Genomic DNA, 16,185 nt, shown 5'->3' on the forward strand with positions numbered 1-16,185 from the left:
CGCGCCCCCAGGAGGTTTCGCATGTCCAGCCCCGACCAGCCCGTACCGTTCACCGCCGACGACTACCGGGCCCGGATGGCGCGTGCCGCCGAGAGCGCCGCCGAGGCCGGGCTCGCGGGGGTTCTGGTCGCTCCCGGACCCGACCTCGTTCATCTCACCGGCTACCAGCCCGTGAACACCGAACGTCTCACCGTTCTCGTCCTCAGGGCCGGCCAGGACCCCGTCCTCGTCGTCCCGACCCTGGAGGCCCCGGACGCCGAGAAGGCCGTCGGCGCACCGGTCCTCACCTTCCGGGACTGGACCGACGGCAAGGACCCGTACGCAGTCACCGCCCCGCTGCTCGACGGCCGGGGCCGGTTCGCGGTCAGTGACAACGCCTGGGCGATGCATCTGCTCGGACTGCAGCGGACGCTCCCGGACACCTCGTACGTCTCCCTCACCGACGCCCTGCCGATGCTGCGCGCGGTGAAGGACGCGGCCGAGCTGGAGCGGCTCGCGGCCGCCGGGGCCGCCGCCGACGCCACGTACGGCGAGATCCTCAAGGTCCGCTTCGCCGGTCGCAAGGAGACCGACATCGCCGCCGAACTGGCCGCCCTGCTGAAGCGGTTCGGGCACTCCCAGGTCGACTTCACGGTCGTCGGCTCCGGTCCGAACGGCGCCAATCCGCACCACGAGGCGGGCGACCGCACCATCGAGCGGGGCGACATGGTGGTGCTCGACTTCGGCGGCCTCAAGCACGGCTACGGCTCCGACACCTCCCGTACGGTCCACGTCGGCGAACCGACCGCCGAGGAGCAGCGGGTCCACGACATCGTGCGGGAGGCCCAGGAGGCGGGCTGTGACGCGGTCCGGCCCGGCGTCGCCTGCCAGGAGATCGACCGGGCGGCCCGCGCCGTCATCACCGGATTCGGCTACGGCGAACGCTTCATCCACCGCACGGGCCACGGCATCGGCGTCACCACCCACGAGCCGCCGTACATGATCGAGGGCGAGGAACAGCCGCTGGTGCCCGGAATGTGCTTCTCCGTGGAGCCGGGCATCTATCTGCCGGGCCGGTTCGGTGTCCGGATCGAGGACATCGTGACCGTGACCGAGGACGGCGGCCGACGCCTCAACAGCACTGCCCGCGAACTGGCGATCGTCGAGTAGCGGGACGGGGCGCCGTGCGGGGCGTCCCGCACGGGTCCTCCGGTCGGCGCGGGCGCCCGGTGTCTCAGTCGTCGGCCAGCACCACGCACGACTCCGGCGGCAGATGCAGCAGCCCGTCGCCGCCGGGCGCCCGCAGCGGCTCCCAAGCGGCCACCACCCTGACTCCGGCACCCCGGCGCCGGCCACCGCCCAACGCGATCGTGGCCGGCTTCTCGTCGAGGTTGACCGCGATCCGCAGATCGCCCCTGCGGTACGCCAGCCAGCGTGCCTGCTCGTCGTGGGCGGTGCGCACCGACGCCAGATCCGGGTCGGAGAGGTCGGGCAGTGTGCGGCGCAGGGCGATCAGCTCGCGGTACCAGGCGTGCAGCCGGGCGTGCGGCTCCCGCGCCGGTTCGCCCCAGTCCAGGCAGGAGCGGTTCCGGGTGGCCGGGTCCTGCGGGTCCGGGATGTCGTCCGCCGTCCAGCCGTGGGCGGCGAACTCACGCCGCCTGCCGTTGCGGACCGCCTCGGCGAGTGCCGGATCGGTGTGGTCGGTGAAGAACTGCCAGGGGGTACGGGCGCCCCACTCCTCGCCCATGAACAGCATCGGGGTGAACGGCCCGGTCAGTACGAGGGCCGCGGCGCAGGCCAGCAGGCCGGGGGAGAGCGTGGCCGAGAGCCGGTCGCCCAGTGCCCGGTTGCCGATCTGGTCGTGGGTCTGGGCATAGCCGACGAAGCGGTGGGCCGGGGTGCGGGCGATGTCGACGGGACGGCCGTGGGTACGGCCGCGGAAACCGGAGTACGTGCCGTTGTGGAAGAACGCACTCGTCACGGTCTTGGCGACGGCGGCCAGCGGGGCGGCGGCGAAGTCCGCGTAATAGCCCTGCGACTCTCCCGTCAGCGCGGTGTGAAGGGCGTGATGGAAGTCGTCGTTCCACTGGGCGTGCAGTCCGATGCCGCCCGATTCGCGCGGTGTGGTCGTCCGCGGGTCGCAGAGGTCGGACTCGGCGATCAGCGACAGCGGACGGCCGAGTTCGGCCGCGAGCGCGTCGGTCGCCGTGGACAGTTCCTCCAGGAAGGTCAGTGCCCGGGTGTCGGCCAGGGCGTGGACCGCGTCCAGCCGCAGCCCGTCGAGCCGGTAGTCCCGCAGCCAGGCGAGCGCGCTGCCCAGCAGATACGCCCGCACCTCGTCCGAACCGGGGGCGTCCAGGTTGACCGCCGCGCCCCACGGGGTGTGATGGGTGTCGGTGAAGTACGGGCCGAAGGCCGGAAGGTGATTGCCGGACGGGCCGAGGTGATTGTGGACCACGTCCAGGAGGACCGCGAGCCCGAGACCGTGCGCCGTGTCGACGAAGCGCTTGAGTCCTTCCGGTCCGCCGTACGGCTCGTGCACGGCCCAGGGCGACACCCCCTCGTATCCCCAGCCGTGCGTGCCGGGGAAGGGGCAGACGGGCATCAGGGACACATGGGTGATGCCCAGTTCGGCGAGGTGGCCGAGGCGGGCCGCCGCGGCGTCGAAGGTGCCCTCGTCGGTGTACGTACCGATGTGCAGCTCGTACAGGACGGCGCCGGGCAGCCCGCGGCCCGCCCAGTCGTTGCGCCACTCGTACGCCGAGTGGTCGACGACGGCGCTCTCGCCGTCCGGCCCGTCCGGCTGGCGGCGCGACCGCGGATCGGGCAGCACGGGCCCGCCGTTCGCGCCGTCGGCGCCGGCGTTCAGGACGAAGCCGTAGCGGTCCCCGTCGGACGCCTGCGCCTCCACCGTCCACCAGCCGTCCCGCAGGGGATCGCGCCCCATCGCCCGCGGCTCACCCCCCAGCCGCAGTCCGACCGAGTCCGCATCCGGTGCCCATACCTCGAACAGCATGCAACGCTCCTCGTCTCCTCGCCCCCGTGTCCCATGGTCGGCAGTAGCCGCGACGGCTGCCTCACGACACTGGATCGAGCCCGTTACTGGCGATTAAGGTCTGGTTCTGATCATTGCCCCACCAGGTTCTGCTCAATACGCACTCCCTCTTACGGCTGTGGAGGCCGAGATGAATGTGCCGTCGTCGAATGCACCGTCGTGGGACGTGCCGTCGTTCCCGCCCGGATTCCTCTGGGGAGCATCCGCCTCCGCCTTCCAGACCGAAGGGGCGTCCGACACCGACGGCAAGGGGCCCTCCGGCTGGGACGCCTTCGCCGCACAGCCCGGACGGATCAAGGACGGTACCGACACCACCCGGGGGACCGGCTTCCACCAGCACTACCGCGAGGACGTCGCCCTCCTCGCCGGACTCGGCGCCGATGCCTTCCGGTTCTCCATCAGCTGGCCGCGGGTGGTGCCCGGCGGCAGCGGACCGGTCAACCCGCAGGGGCTCGACTTCTACGACCGGCTCGTCGACGAGCTCTGCGCCCACGGCATCACCCCGGCCCCCACCCTCTACCACTGGGACACCCCGCTGCCGCTGGACGAGGCGGGCGGCTGGCTCAACCGGGACACGGCCTACCGCTTCGCCGAGTACGCAGGCATCGTCGCCGAGCGCCTCGTCGATCGCGTACCGATGTGGATCACCCTCAACGAACCGGCCGAAGTGACGATGCTCGGCTACGCCCTGGGCGAGCACGCGCCGGGCCGCACCCTCCTCTTCGACGCCCTTCCCGCCGCCCATCACCAGCTCCTCGCCCACGGCCTGGCCGTACGCGCCCTGCGCGGCGCGGGCGCGGACAACATCGGCATCGCCGTCTCGCACACCCCCGTCTGGACCGCCGGGGACGCCGACGAGGACCGCTTCGGCGCGGAGCTGTACGACACGATCACCAACTGGCTGTTCGCCGATCCGATCCTCACCGGGCGCTACCCCGACGAGAACTTCGCCGCGCTGATGCCCGGCCCGGTCGAGGACGACCTGTCGACCATCTCCACCCCGCTCGACTGGTACGGGGTCAACTACTACAACCCCACTCTCGTCGGCGCGCCCGACGCGGAGGCCCTGGGCTCCTTCTCCGGCTTCGAGATGCCCGCCGGGCTCCCCTTCGGCATCCGCGAGATAGAAGGCTACGAGAAGACCGACTTCGGCTGGCCGGTCGTCCCCGACGGCCTGCGCGAAACCCTCGTCCAGCTCCGCGACCGCTTCGGGGACCGGCTTCCGCCGGTCTACATCACCGAGAACGGCTGCGCCGTCGACGAGCCCGCCCGGGACACCCGACGCATCGCCTACCTCGAAGGACATCTGAAGTCCCTGCGCACGGCCATCGACGCGGGCGTCGACGTCCGCGGCTACTTCACCTGGTCCCTCACCGACAACGTCGAATGGATCGAAGGGGCCGGCAAGCGGTTCGGCCTCGTCCACATCGACTACGAGACGCTGCGCCGGACCCCGAAGGACTCGTACGCCTGGTACCGCGATCTGATCCGAGCGCAGAAGTCCGGCACCGGCGGCTCAGCCCACTGACCTGATGCGCCACACCAGAACCCCGCCCACCACCGTCACCACGGTCGACGCCAGATACAGCCCGGCATAGCCACCCGCGTACGCCACGATCGGTGCGGCCAGTGCCGGGCCCAGCACCTGCGGCGCGGAGTTGGCGATGTTGATGACCCCCAGGTCCTTCGCCCGGTCGACGGCCGCCGGAAGGACCTGGGTGATCAACGCCTGGTCGACCGCGACGTAGATGCCGTAGCCGAGCCCGAGCACCACCGCGGCCACCATCGCCGCAGGCCAGGTGTGCCGGAACGTCAGCAGCAGCGAACCCGCCGCCATCACCGTCGAACTGACGCCGACCATCATCTTCCGCTTGCCCAGCCGGTCCGAGACGACCCCGCCCGCCACCGCGGTCACCACCACACCACCGGTGTAGAGCAGGGTCAGGTACAGAACGCCCATCTCCGGATCCGGATAGCGCACCGCGTCCTTGAGGAAATACAGCAGATAGAGCGTGCCGATCGCATTTCCCAACTGCACCAGGAAACGGGTCAGCCACGCCCACCCGAAATCGGGATGCAACCGCGGACTCACCCAGAAGTCCCTCGGCCGGACCGCCGGTCCTCGCACCCCGCCGGGCTCGACCGGGTCGCGCGTCAGCAGGACGAACGGCAGTGCGCACAGCACCACGAGCCCGGCCAGCACCAGATAGCCCGGACCGGTTCCGGTCACCGCCACCGACACCAGCAGCACCCCGAAGACCAGCCCCAGTGTCTGCGGTATCCCGATGAACCCCGACACCGCCGCCCGCTGCCGCACCGGCACCTGGTCGGGGACCACCGCGTTGGTGCCGGCCAGCATCGCGTTCAGCCCCAGTTGTGCCAGACACCAGCCGAGCGCCACCCCGACCACGGTGGTCTGCGCCGCCGTCACCACCAGACCCACCGCGCCGACCAGCGCACCGCCCAGGATCCACGGGTGCCTGCGGCCGAACCGTCCGGCCGTACGGTCCGACAGCGCTCCGGCGACCGGGTTGGCGATCACCGCGACCAGCGCCCCCGCGCCGGTCGCCCAGCCCAGCGCGACCTCCTTGCCGGACGAGGTCAGGGCATCGATCTGCTGCGCGAGCAGCACCTGGATCGGGGTGAGGAAGGCCATGTACAGGCCCAGGTTGGCCAGCACCAGGCCACCGATCCAGCCACCACCGACGCGTCGCCGCGGTTCCGTACGAGGATCGTCCAGGGTCATGGGGCGCTCGCCATCAGCTCGTAAGGGTCCGGCACAGTGCCCCCGGAGGTGCCCGGATCTTACGAACGACCCCCTGTGTGATCAATACTTCGCGCCATGGTTGCTTCATGGTGGTCCCGGGCCCGACTGGGGATCTTTGTGCACTGGACGCCCGCCTCGGTTCCGGGCTGGGCCCCGCCCCACGTTCCGGCGGACGAACTGCCCCTGGCGGGCCGCCGCTCGCCGCTCGGCTGGACGTCGTACGCCGAGTGGTACGAGAACGCGCTCCGTTTCCCCGGCAGTCCCGTCTCCGCGCACCACCGCGCGACCTACGGCACCCGTCCGTACACCGCCTTCGGGGGCGACTTCAACGACGCCCTGGACACCTGGGACCCCGCCGCCTGGGCCCGCAGCTTCCGCGCCGCGGGCGCCCGTTACGCCGTTCTCGTCACCAAACACCACGACGGGTTCTGCCTGTGGCCCTCCGAGATCGAGAACCCGCACCGCGCCGGCTGGCACACCACGCGCGACGTGGTCGGTGAGTTCGCCGAAGCCGTACGGGCCGAGGGGCTCCGCTTCGGCGTGTACTACTCCGGCGGACTCGACTGGACCTTCGACGACCGCCCCATCGGTACCGGCGCGGACACCGTGTCCGCGGTCCCGCGCGGCAACTACCCCGGATACGCGAACGCCCAGATGCGCGAGCTGATCCGGCGCTACCGCCCCGACATCCTCTGGAACGACATCGCCTGGCCGGCCTCCCGCACCGAGGTGCAACGGCTCGTCGCGTACTACCGCTTCACCGTCCCGCACGGAGTCGTCAACGACCGGCTGTTCCCGTACGCGCCGATGTGGCGCGCACTGCAACTCCCGGGCGTCAAGGCCCTGTACGACCGCTGGGAACGCCGCACCATCGCCCAGGGAGAGGGCTTCGTCCCGCGCGAACCCCCCTACTACGACTTCCGCACCCCCGAATTCGCCCGCTACACCGGACCCGACCCGTACGAAATCACCCGCGGCATCGACCACAGCTTCGGCTACAACCGCAACTCCCCGCCCGAGGCGTATCTCGGGCGGGACGCGCTGGACGCGCTGGTGCGGGGGACGGCGGCCGCGGGCGGCAACCTGCTGCTCAATGTGGGGCCGCGCGGCGAGGACGCGACGATCCCCGCCGAGCAGCAGCTCCGCCTGGACTGGCTGGCGGAACTCACCCCGGAACTCACACCATATGGACACGTTCCTGGTTGATGCGATGGCCGGCCCGTGCGAACGCGGCCGCCATCGGCGCATTGCCCCGGTCGGTGGCGCCCGCGATGAACGTGGCGCCCTCGGCCGCCAGGAAGTGCGTGCACTCGACGAGCAGGTCGTACCCGTAGCCGTGCCCGCGCTGCTCGGGTACGACCCCGATGAAGCCGATGCAGGGGCCGGACGGGTTGCGGGCGGGCACATGGATGCCGGCCGGCTCGCCGTCGGGGGTGTACGCCAGTTGCCACCAGGAGCGCGGTGACGGGCACCATCGGAAGAAATCGAGTTCCTCCTGCGCCGCCTGCTCCAGACCGCCGGGACCCTCGACGGCCCGCCGGGCATGCGCGTCCAGTGTGACGGAGTGGACCCGGCGCAGCACGTCGAGGATCACCGCGTCGTCCGGCTCCGGGCGGAAGACCAGCCGGCCGGGCCGCGCGGGCAGGCCGCACTCCGGCGTCCACTCGTAGCGGTACCGCTCGACCAGCGGCTTCATCCCGGCCGCACGGGCGGCGGCGATCCGGGCCTCCGCGGCGCCACGGACGTCGGGCCGCTCCCGCCAGTCGGCCGGCAGGATCAGCTCGTACTCGGCGTACAGCGGTGCGCGGCGCAGCAGTTCGGTGCCCGCCTCGTCGTCGCCGTCGGCGAAATCGAACCAGTTGAGCAGTATCGGCTCGGTGTCGTCGGGCCCGCCCCACCAGGCGGCCCGAGCGACCACGACACCGTCGCGCAGGGCGATCCAGGTCCACTCGGGCCGGTACTCGCCGCCGTTGAGCGAGGTGACGTACCGATGCCCGAAGGCGGCGCGGCCGACGAGATCACGGCAGCGCAGGGAGTGGAAAAGATGTGCGTCGCTCTCGGTGAGCGCGCGGATGACCAGATCGGTCATGGAAATGTCCTCCGGAAGAAGCGATGCGCTCCCGGTCAGACCGAAACCGGAACCGCCCGGCGAACGGGACGGGAGCGCGGGAATGAAGTGGTATGGGTACGCACTGTTCTCGCCTCCTTCCTCGGTTCTCGGGCGGATCCCCGTCACCGTATCCGGCGGTCCGGCCGACCGTCCACCCGATTCAGTCCCAGACCATGTCGAAGGCGCGCTCGAAGTTCACATACCCGAGACGTTCGAAGGACTTCGCCATCGGGATGTTGCCGAGGTCGGTGGCGGCCCGGATCCGCTCCACACCGTCCTGCGCGGCCAGTACCCGGGTGCCCTCGGCGAGGAGGTCGTCGATGTAGCCCTGGCCGCGCCGGGCCGGCGTTACGCCGATGTAGGCGATGACCGGGTTGTAGCTGTTGCGTGCCGGGATCACGAACCCGACCGGCTCACCACCGGGAAGTTCCGCGACGCGCCACCACTCCCGCGGTGTCGTGTACCCCGCCAGCTCCTCGTCGTAGTGCTTCTCGGCCGCCTCGCGGGCGCTCAGCCCGGAGGCCAGGTCCGCCCGGCCATGGGCGTCGAGGGTGCCCTCCATCACCGGGGTCATCAGCGCGAGGAGGTCGTCCCGTCCACCGACCGGACGGAACCGCAGCCGCCCGCTGTCCGCGGGGACCGGCGTACCGGCGCGCCACTCCAGGCGCAGCCGCTCGACCAGCATCCGCGCGCCGGAGCGCTCCATCACCCGGATCCGGGCCTCCACGACATCGCGGGCGGCCGGGTCCTCGCGCCAGTCGGGGGGCACGAACCGTCCGTACTCGGGCCGCGGGGCCCCCTCGGGCACGACCGCTGCCGTCGCCTCCTCCAGCAGCCGCAGCCCGGCCTCGCCGCGTTCGGGCTCGGGCAGGGTGTCGTCGAGGTCGAAGAAGTCCAGCAGCAGGGGCACCTCGCCGTCCCGGCTCCACCAGGCGATCCGCGCCACCACACGTTCGCCGCGCAACGCCACCCACATCCACTCGGGACGGCGACGTCCGCTCTCCAGGTCCTCGGCGAGCTCGTCGTCGAGGACGTACGACAACCGGCAAAAGAGCTCCAGCTCCTGCGGGCCGCGGAGCAGACGGACAGTCAGTTCCTTTGGTGCGGGGGACATGCGGTCTCCTCGAAGTGCGCGACAGGCGTTCCGCCTGTGCCGCGGCCGCCGGCGGGAGACAGTAGCAACGCCCTTTCCGCACCGCCCAGGAATTGCGGCCGGGTGCACGATGGAGAGTGGGTCGGGGAGCGGTGTCATGCGGCCTCGGATCCGAGGCGGAGAGGGAGGCGACGCGGAGCGTCGTCGACCGACGACCACGCCGGAGGCGAAGCCGCATGACGCCGGGAGCCCGCTCGCCATCGTGCACCCGGCCGTTACGGGCCAGGCGCCCCACGCAGGTCAGGAGCGCGGAATACGGGCCCGTTCTGGACACTCCGGGGCCGTCGCCCCGACAATTGGCCGGGTGACGTCCTCCTTCGAGTCCCACACGTATCCCGTGCGGCTGTCCGACGCCCAGCGCGACCGTGTTCTCGGCGTACTCAGAGACGGCGCGGCCCAGGGCATGCTGTCCCACGACACCTTCATGCGACGCATGGAACTGGCACTCGTCGCCCGGCATCCGGAGGAGCTGGAGGCGCTCACCGCCGACCTGGAGAGCAAGGGCCGCTGGTCGCGGCGGGCACTCAGGGTCGTGAGCGGGGTGTCCGGCTTCCCCGGCCGGGTGCGCCGGGTCTGGCAGACCGAACGGCTCCCGAAGCTCCTGCTCCCGGCTCCCAGCCCGTACCCCCTTCGGATAGGCCGCGATCCGGGCAACGGACTGCGCCTCAACCACGAGACCGTCTCCCGGCTCCACGCCGAACTCACCGCGCAGGGCGGACACTGGATGCTGCGCGACCTCGGCTCGACCAACGGCACCTGTGTCAACGGACAGCGGGTCATCGGTACGGTCCCGGTCCGCGAGGGGGACCAGGTGAGTTTCGGCCGGATGAGCTTCCGGCTCTCCGCACCCGTCCTCGGACCCCCTGCCTGAGACCGACCGGCAAACGGGGGCCGCGCGACGCCGCCTCCCCTTCACCGGTCGGTCCGAACCCTCCGGGACCCCGGCGGCTGCCGGATCAGGACTGCTGGTGCAGACCGCGTCCGGCGAGAGTGAGGAACGCTTCACCGACCGCCTCGGAGAGCGTCGGGTGGGCGTGGACATGGCGGGCCACATCGGCCGGTTCGGCGTCCCACCCGGTGATCAGCTGACTCTCGGCGATCATCTCGGAGACGTGCGGGCCGACGAGATGCACACCGAGCACCCGGCCGCCGCGCTCGGAGACGACCTTCACCATGCCGCCCTGTCCGTGCACCATGCCCTTGGCCACGGCCGTCAGCGGCATGGTGTTGACCACGACATCGTGTCCGGCGTCACGGGCCTGCGCCTCGGTGGGGCCCACCGCGGCGGTCTGTGGGGACGAGTAGGTGACCCGCGGGACCGCCGCGTAGTCCACCGCCGGTGAGCGGAGACCGGCCAGGGTCTCGGCGACCGCCAGGCCCTCGGCGAAGGAGGCGTGGGCCAGGCCCGGTGACGGCGGCGGCAGCAGATCGCCCACCACATGGATGCCCGGTACGGACGTTTCGAGACGGGCCCAGTCGGCGGGCGCCACATGGCCGCGGTCGTCGGCGACCAGACCGGCCGCCGCGAGACCGAGCCCGTCGGTCACCGGGGACCGCCCCACCGCGACGAGCAGCCGCTCGGCCCGCACCGTGCGGGTCTCCGCGGGCGCGGTGCGCACGGTCGCCCGTACCCCGTCGTCCAGTACGGCCACGTCCGACAGCCGCGCCCCGGTCAGCACATCGATGCCGCGCCTCTTCAGACCGCGGGTCAGATGACGCGACACATCGACGTCCTCCAGCGGCACGAGCCGGTCGGCGGCCTCGACCAGGGTCACGTGCGCGCCCATCGACCGGTGGAACGAGGCGTACTCGACCCCGATCGCCCCGCCGCCCAGCACCAGGACGGACCGGGGCAGTTCCGGCGCGAACAGCGCGTCGTCACTGGTGACCACGCGTCGGCCGTCGGCCATCAGGCCCGGCAGCGTGCGCGGCCGCGACCCGGTCGCGAGGACGATGCCGCGGCGTGCCACGACCTCCCCGTGCCCCGTCACGCGGGCGGTGCGAGGACCGGTCAACTCGGCGCTCCCGTGCACCACTTCGACCGCCGCGTGCGCGAGCCGGCCCGTCACGCCCCGGTGGTTGCGTGCCACGATGTCGTCCCGGGTGGCGATCAGCGCCGACCAGTCGACGGCCTCCAGGGTCGCCTTCACACCCCATCGCTCCCGCGCCTCCACGACGCCGTCCACGAGTTCGGCGGCGTGCAGCATCGCCTTGCTGGGGATGCAGCCGCGGTGCAGACACGTGCCGCCGACCTTGTCGCGTTCCGCGAGCACCACGTCCAGACCGAGGGCCGCCGCCCGCAGCGCCGTGGAGTACCCGCCCGTGCCACCGCCGATCACCAGCACATCGGTCTCGTTCATGCGCGTGTTCTCGTTCCTTGCCGTCGTCCCCGTCATGGCCCCAGCCTCCGTCCCGTCCTTGCCATGAGTCCAAGGCAATGTTTCTGTGGATCCGATGCACGGCATTTATGAGTCGTCTTCACGGGCACGGTCCACGAGGAGGGCGCGATGAGCCTGCGACAGATGGAGTACTTCGTCACGGTCGTCGAGGAGTCGTCGTTCACCCGGGCCGCCGAACTCCTCCACGTCACCCAGCCCGCGCTGTCGCACCAGATCAAGGCCCTGGAGAAGACCGTCGGGGGCGCCCTGCTCGAACGGCTGCCGCGCGGCGTGCGCCCGACCCCGATGGGCCGCGCCTTCCTGCCGCACGCGGAGCGGTCCGTGCGCAGCGCCGCCCAGGCGAGGCGCGCGGCCCGTGCCGCGGCGGGCGCGGAGGGCGGCGAGCTGCACATCGCGACGGTGCACGCGGTGGCCGTCGGCGTCCTGCCGGAGGTCTTCGCCCAGTGGCGCCGTGCGCATCCCGGGGTCGGGCTCGTCCTCCACGAGTACGCCACCACGGAGGCACTGGAGGAACAGATCGAACGCGGAGCCGCCGACCTTGCCGTCGGCCCGGCGCCGGCCGACTGGCCCGGACCCGTCGTCCCGATCGGCGCGGAGGACATCGTCGTGGTGGTCCCGTTCGACGACCCGCTCGCCGGACGTGCCTCGGTCCGCCTCCGGGAACTGGCCGACCGGTCCTGGGTGCGCTGCGCGATGGAACCCGTCGTCCAGGGACAGGCGTTCCTCGACCGGGCCTGTGGGGAGGCCGGCTTCACCCCCCGTACGGCGGTCCGCACCGAACACACGTCGACGGCGGTTCGGATGGCCGCGGCCGGGGTCGGAGTCGCCACGGCCCCCGCGCACATGGTCCGCGCAGCGGTCGGTGAGGACTGCGCGGTCCTCACTGTCGACCCGCCGTGGCGGCGCCCGCTGGCGGTCCTCTCCCGCGTCGAGCTGACCGGGGCCGCCGCCGCGTTCACGGAACTGCTCAAAGCCTCCGCCCCGTTCGACCGCCGGTCGTCCACGGACCGGGGCCCGGCCGTCCGGGTACCGCGCCGTCACCCGGACGGCCGTACGCCGACTGCGTGACGCCCCCGTCTGTGATCCCCTGGTGAGGAACCGCGCCGCACATCGCCGGCGCCCTGACGCCCCGGGGGTACGGATGCAGGCCGACGCGCCCGAAGGCATACCGGCACCCGGCCGGCGGTCGAGCCGGACGGCGCACGGATCCCGCCCCGGCACCGGCCCCAGCCTGCTCGCCCCCGGCGCCGCGCACGACCCGTACCGGCTCTACCGTGTCCTGCGCGAGGAATACCCGCTGAGCTACGACGCGCCCCTGGGTGCCTGGCTGGTCAGCCGCTACGCGGATGTGACCACGGCCCTCGGCGACCCCCGGTTCACCGGATTCCCGCACGACGGTGCGCCGCGCGGCGGCCCCGCACCCCTCGGGCTCTGCCACGGCAGCCACCTGTGCACGCCGCACGGACAGCGCGGGACCGCGACCGGACCGGGGTCACGTGGCACGACGGATCCCGGACCGGTGCCACGTCATATGACGGACCCAGGGGCGGTGCAATGTGACAGTGCGGCTCCGGGGCTGGTGGCACGTCACATGGCCGAACCCGGATCAGTATCACGTCACATGGCAGACCGGATCGAGCGCACCGCCCATGTACTGGCGCGCCGCATCGCGGGCCGCCCGCAGGCCGACCTCGTCGAGGAGTTCTGCCGCTGGCTGCCCGCCGGTTCCAACCCCGAAGCGCCTTCCCGCACGTACACCACCCGGCGGCCCCGCAGCGGCATCGGGAGCACCCTCACCCCTTGCATCCGCCACACCGGGCTCCGCGAGACGGCGCTCGCCTCCTTCCTGGCCAATCTCCTGGACGCCCCCGATCTCCTGGCCGCCCTGCGCGTCGAACCGGCCCTGGCCGACCGGGCCTGGACCGAGTCGCTGCGCCGCGACCCGCCCGTGCAGATCGTGCTGCGCCGCACCGTCACCGAGGTCGCCCTCAGCGGCGGCACGCTGCCCGCCGGGGCCCCCGTCGCCTGTCTGATCGGCTCGGCGGGCCGCGATCCGGAACGTTTCTCCGCCCCTGACCTCTACGACCCCTTCCGGCACGACCAGGGCAGTTCGCTCACCGGACCCGCCGACTGTCCGGCCGTCGTGCTCGGCCGGCTGGAGGCGCGGCAGGGCGTGCGCGCCCTGCTCGACGCGATGCCCCGGCTCCGCTGGGCGGAGGGCTTTTGCCCGGCCGGCACCGGACTGCTCACGCGCGGCCCGCGGGCCCTTCTCGTCCGGCCCGGCTGAGCAGCGCCACCGGACGTTCGGCGAAGAGCTCGGCCGCCGCGACCGTGGGCCCGGTGAACTTCCGGCCGGGTGTCAGCAGATCGGCCCACGGCCCGGCGTCCGGCAGCGTCAGTTCCGTCCCGCGCCAGCCGCCCGACTCCGCCAGCCGCAACGAGAGCCTGGTCACCGCGGTGACCACGTCGCCCGAGCGGCAGAAGGCCAGACAGTGCGCGGCCGCCGGTCCACGGGCACCCAGCGGGGCGTACGTACCCGACTCGCCGAACACCTCGGGCCGTTCGCGCCGCAGCCGCAACGCCGCCGCGGTGAGGTCGCCCTTCTCACCGAGGGACCACTCCTCGGACGGGTGGGTGAACGGCCGCCGGTTGTCCGGGTCGACCAGCGCCACGTACTCCCGCTCCGTGCCCTGATACAGGTCCGGCACTCCCGGCATCGTCAGCTGGACCAGCGCCGCGCCGAGCACATTGGCCCGGATGTGCGGATCGAGTGCGTCCGCGAACCGCTCCAGCGCCTCGCGCGCCGGACCGGTGTCCGCGGCCGGTCCCGCCGCGACGAAGTCCGTCACCGCCCGCTCGTACACCGGATCCGGCTCCGTCCAGTTGGTGAAGAGCCCCGCCTCGCGGACCGCCTTCAGCAGGCCGGGCTCCAGCCGGCCCGCGATCTCCCGGGCCGGCACCGTCGCGCATCCGAAGGCGGTCTGCCAGGCCTGCCAGGCGAGCTGCGCGTCGGGCGCGGTCGCGGGAGTCAGCCGTCCGAGCTCCACCAGCAGCTCGGCCCACTGCTCCGGACACTGGGTCAACACCGCGATCCGCGCCCGTACGTCGGCGCTCCGCTTGGTGTCGTGGGTGGTCAGAGCCGTGCCCGTGGCCGACAGGCCGCGCGCCTGCCGGGCACAGAACGCGTGGAACTCCTCCGGCGCCACCGCCGGCCGCCCGGGGTCGCCGCCCACCTCGTTCGCCGAGATCAGCGGTACGTACCGGTAGAACGCCATGTCCTCGACCGACTTGGCGCGCAACGCGGACGCGGTCTGGGCGAACCGGGCGCAGAACGCGGACCGGTCTGCCCCCTCGCCCAGCCGCCCCAGTGCCAGCTCCCGTACGACGTCGACGGCCGACGCCTCCTCCGGGACGGAGAACACCGCCTTGGCGTCCCGCACGACCGAATCCGGGAGCGCCGCCTCGGCCGACTCCGTGCGGGGGCCCCCGGCCGTCGCGTACGGGCGGTAGACGGGCACCCGTACGAGCAGTTCGCGCACGGCGGTGTGCAGCGTCCATGGGGCGTGGTCGCGAAGGAAGGGGTCCTCGGCGCAGACGCGTACGGCGAGCCTGGTCAGCAGCGCGGTCTCGGCGGCCAGCTCGTGCGTCACCACACGGTACGCGGCCCGGCGGACCGTCGCCGCCCAGTCACCGCCGCGCCCCTCGGCGGGGCGGGCGTACGCGCGGTAGTGGCCGACCAGCTCCGCGGCGCCCATCGGGTCGACGAAGACACCGTCGACACGGTGCAGCGCGTCGTACCCGGTGGTCCCCGCGACCGCCCAGTCGGCGGGCAGCGGTTCGGAGCCGGTGAGGATCTTCTCCACCACCGTCCACCGTCCGCCGGTCGCCGCCGAGAGCCGCTCCAGATAGGCCGCGGGCTCGGCGAGTCCGTCCGGGTGGTCGATGCGCAGCCCGTCGACGACCCCGTCCCGCATCAGTTCGAGGATCTTGTCATGGGTGGCGGCGAAGACCTCCGGGTCCTCCACCCGCACGCCGATGAGGTCGGAGATGGTGAAGAACCGCCGGTAGTTCAGCTCGGTACGGGCCAGCCGCCACCAGCCGAGCCGGTAGTGCTGGGCATCCAGCAGCTCGGGCAGCGGCAGACGGGCGGTACCGGCCCGGAGCGGGAACTCCTGCTCGCCGTGGCGCAAGACCTCGCCGTCGACCCGGAGCCTGTCGAGTTCGTCGCCGATCCGCCCTGCGAGCACCGGCAGCAGCACCTTGCCGTCCCCCGCCGCCCAGTCGATGTCGAACCAGCGGGCGTACGGGGACCCGGGGCCTTCGCGCAGCACCTCCCACAGGGCGTGGTTGTGGCGCGGGACGGCCGCCATGTGGTTCGGCACGATGTCCACCACCAGCCCGAGACCGTGCTCACGCGCCGTGCGGGCCAGCTCCCGCAGCCCTTCCTCACCGCCGAGTTCGGCGCGTACCCGGGTGTGGTCGACGACGTCGTATCCGTGTCTGGAGCCGGGCACGGCTTCGAGCACGGGGGAGAGATGCAGATGGGAGACGCCGAGCGCGGCGAGATACGGCACGGCGTGAGCGGCGGCCGAGAACGGGAAGTCCGGCTGGAGCTGGAGCCGGTAGGTGGCGGTGGGCGTCATGCGCCGTTACGTACCCAGCCCGCGGCCTTCTGTGTCACGCAACGCCGCAAAGGGCTCGACCGGCGGTGCGGACGATCGC

The 16,185-nt window shown here is 72.3% G+C and carries 12 protein-coding genes; 6 read left to right on the top strand and 6 right to left on the bottom strand.

Going from position 1 to position 16,185, the window contains the following annotated elements; genetic code table 11:
• The first annotated feature begins 21 nt into the window (after window positions 1-21).
• Window positions 22-1,149: an aminopeptidase P family protein gene (locus tag ACIOHC_RS13780; protein WP_351073856.1), complete on the top strand. Its 1,128-nt coding sequence runs from the start codon at window positions 22-24 to the stop codon at window positions 1,147-1,149.
• Between the two features lie 64 nt (window positions 1,150-1,213).
• Here ACIOHC_RS13780 and treZ read toward each other — a convergent pair whose 3' ends face one another.
• Window positions 1,214-2,995: a malto-oligosyltrehalose trehalohydrolase gene (gene treZ / locus ACIOHC_RS13785; protein ID WP_351073855.1), complete on the bottom strand. Its 1,782-nt coding sequence runs from the start codon at window positions 2,993-2,995 to the stop codon at window positions 1,214-1,216.
• Between the two features lie 169 nt (window positions 2,996-3,164).
• Here treZ and ACIOHC_RS13790 point away from each other — a divergent pair, with 169 nt between their 5' ends.
• A complete protein-coding gene (locus ACIOHC_RS13790; RefSeq protein WP_351073854.1) occupies window positions 3,165-4,562 on the top strand; it encodes a GH1 family beta-glucosidase in 1,398 nt (465 codons plus the stop codon).
• On the opposite strand, the gene ACIOHC_RS13795 is transcribed toward ACIOHC_RS13790, so the two are convergent.
• Window positions 4,551-5,780 (bottom strand): MFS transporter, encoded by a 1,230-nt coding sequence (locus ACIOHC_RS13795; RefSeq protein WP_351073853.1) that lies wholly within the window; start codon window positions 5,778-5,780, stop codon window positions 4,551-4,553. The two genes, ACIOHC_RS13790 and ACIOHC_RS13795, sit on opposite strands and share 12 nt — an antisense overlap.
• 96 nt (window positions 5,781-5,876) lie before the next feature.
• Here ACIOHC_RS13795 and ACIOHC_RS13800 point away from each other — a divergent pair, with 96 nt between their 5' ends.
• Complete coding sequence (locus tag ACIOHC_RS13800) at window positions 5,877-7,007, top strand: alpha-L-fucosidase (RefSeq protein ID WP_351073852.1); 1,131 nt, start codon at window positions 5,877-5,879, stop codon at window positions 7,005-7,007.
• On the opposite strand, the gene ACIOHC_RS13805 is transcribed toward ACIOHC_RS13800, so the two are convergent.
• On the bottom strand, window positions 6,979-7,890 hold the full coding sequence (locus ACIOHC_RS13805) for a GNAT family N-acetyltransferase (RefSeq protein ID WP_351073851.1): 912 nt from the start codon (window positions 7,888-7,890) through the stop codon (window positions 6,979-6,981). The genes ACIOHC_RS13800 and ACIOHC_RS13805 overlap by 29 nt on opposite strands.
• Before the next feature lie 181 nt (window positions 7,891-8,071).
• Entirely contained in the window at window positions 8,072-9,025 is a 954-nt protein-coding gene (locus tag ACIOHC_RS13810; RefSeq protein ID WP_401842803.1) for a GNAT family N-acetyltransferase, read from the bottom strand.
• Between the two features lie 343 nt (window positions 9,026-9,368).
• On the opposite strand from ACIOHC_RS13810, the gene ACIOHC_RS13815 reads away from it, so the two are divergent.
• The gene (locus ACIOHC_RS13815) at window positions 9,369-9,935 is read left to right on the top strand and encodes an FHA domain-containing protein (protein ID WP_401842805.1); all 567 of its coding nucleotides are present in this window, start codon (window positions 9,369-9,371) and stop codon (window positions 9,933-9,935) included.
• Between the two features lie 85 nt (window positions 9,936-10,020).
• Here ACIOHC_RS13815 and lpdA read toward each other — a convergent pair whose 3' ends face one another.
• Window positions 10,021-11,424 (bottom strand): dihydrolipoyl dehydrogenase, encoded by a 1,404-nt coding sequence (lpdA, locus tag ACIOHC_RS13820; RefSeq protein WP_351073849.1) that lies wholly within the window; start codon window positions 11,422-11,424, stop codon window positions 10,021-10,023.
• Between the two features lie 147 nt (window positions 11,425-11,571).
• Between lpdA and ACIOHC_RS13825 the strand changes: the two genes are divergently transcribed.
• Together ACIOHC_RS13825 and ACIOHC_RS13830 are read left to right on the top strand one after the other, a co-directional pair.
• Window positions 11,572-12,531 (top strand): LysR family transcriptional regulator, encoded by a 960-nt coding sequence (locus ACIOHC_RS13825; protein WP_351073848.1) that lies wholly within the window; start codon window positions 11,572-11,574, stop codon window positions 12,529-12,531.
• Window positions 12,532-12,604: 73 nt separating this feature from the next.
• The gene (locus ACIOHC_RS13830) at window positions 12,605-13,750 is read left to right on the top strand and encodes a cytochrome P450 (protein WP_401842807.1); all 1,146 of its coding nucleotides are present in this window, start codon (window positions 12,605-12,607) and stop codon (window positions 13,748-13,750) included.
• Here ACIOHC_RS13830 and treY read toward each other — a convergent pair.
• Window positions 13,710-16,106 carry a malto-oligosyltrehalose synthase gene (treY, locus tag ACIOHC_RS13835; protein ID WP_401842809.1) on the bottom strand — a complete coding sequence of 799 codons (2,397 nt, stop codon included), beginning with the start codon at window positions 16,104-16,106 and terminating at the stop codon, window positions 13,710-13,712. The genes ACIOHC_RS13830 and treY overlap by 41 nt on opposite strands.
• Between the last annotated feature and the right edge of the window lie 79 nt (window positions 16,107-16,185).

Origin of the sequence: Streptomyces sp. NPDC088252 (genome assembly GCF_044740965.1) — a bacterium.
Lineage (GTDB): Bacteria > Actinomycetota > Actinomycetes > Streptomycetales > Streptomycetaceae > Streptomyces.

Coding starts and splice junctions, on each gene's coding strand:
- ACIOHC_RS13780 (WP_351073856.1), top strand. CDS start 22: ATGTCCAGCCCCGACCAGCCCGTACCGTTCACCGCCGACGACTACCGG.
- treZ (WP_351073855.1), bottom strand. CDS start 2,995: ATGCTGTTCGAGGTATGGGCACCGGATGCGGACTCGGTCGGACTGCGG.
- ACIOHC_RS13790 (WP_351073854.1), top strand. CDS start 3,165: ATGAATGTGCCGTCGTCGAATGCACCGTCGTGGGACGTGCCGTCGTTC.
- ACIOHC_RS13795 (WP_351073853.1), bottom strand. CDS start 5,780: ATGACCCTGGACGATCCTCGTACGGAACCGCGGCGACGCGTCGGTGGT.
- ACIOHC_RS13800 (WP_351073852.1), top strand. CDS start 5,877: ATGGTTGCTTCATGGTGGTCCCGGGCCCGACTGGGGATCTTTGTGCAC.
- ACIOHC_RS13805 (WP_351073851.1), bottom strand. CDS start 7,890: ATGACCGATCTGGTCATCCGCGCGCTCACCGAGAGCGACGCACATCTT.
- ACIOHC_RS13810 (WP_401842803.1), bottom strand. CDS start 9,025: ATGTCCCCCGCACCAAAGGAACTGACTGTCCGTCTGCTCCGCGGCCCG.
- lpdA (WP_351073849.1), bottom strand. CDS start 11,424: ATGAACGAGACCGATGTGCTGGTGATCGGCGGTGGCACGGGCGGGTAC.
- ACIOHC_RS13825 (WP_351073848.1), top strand. CDS start 11,572: ATGAGCCTGCGACAGATGGAGTACTTCGTCACGGTCGTCGAGGAGTCG.
- ACIOHC_RS13830 (WP_401842807.1), top strand. CDS start 12,605: ATGCAGGCCGACGCGCCCGAAGGCATACCGGCACCCGGCCGGCGGTCG.
- treY (WP_401842809.1), bottom strand. CDS start 16,106: ATGACGCCCACCGCCACCTACCGGCTCCAGCTCCAGCCGGACTTCCCG.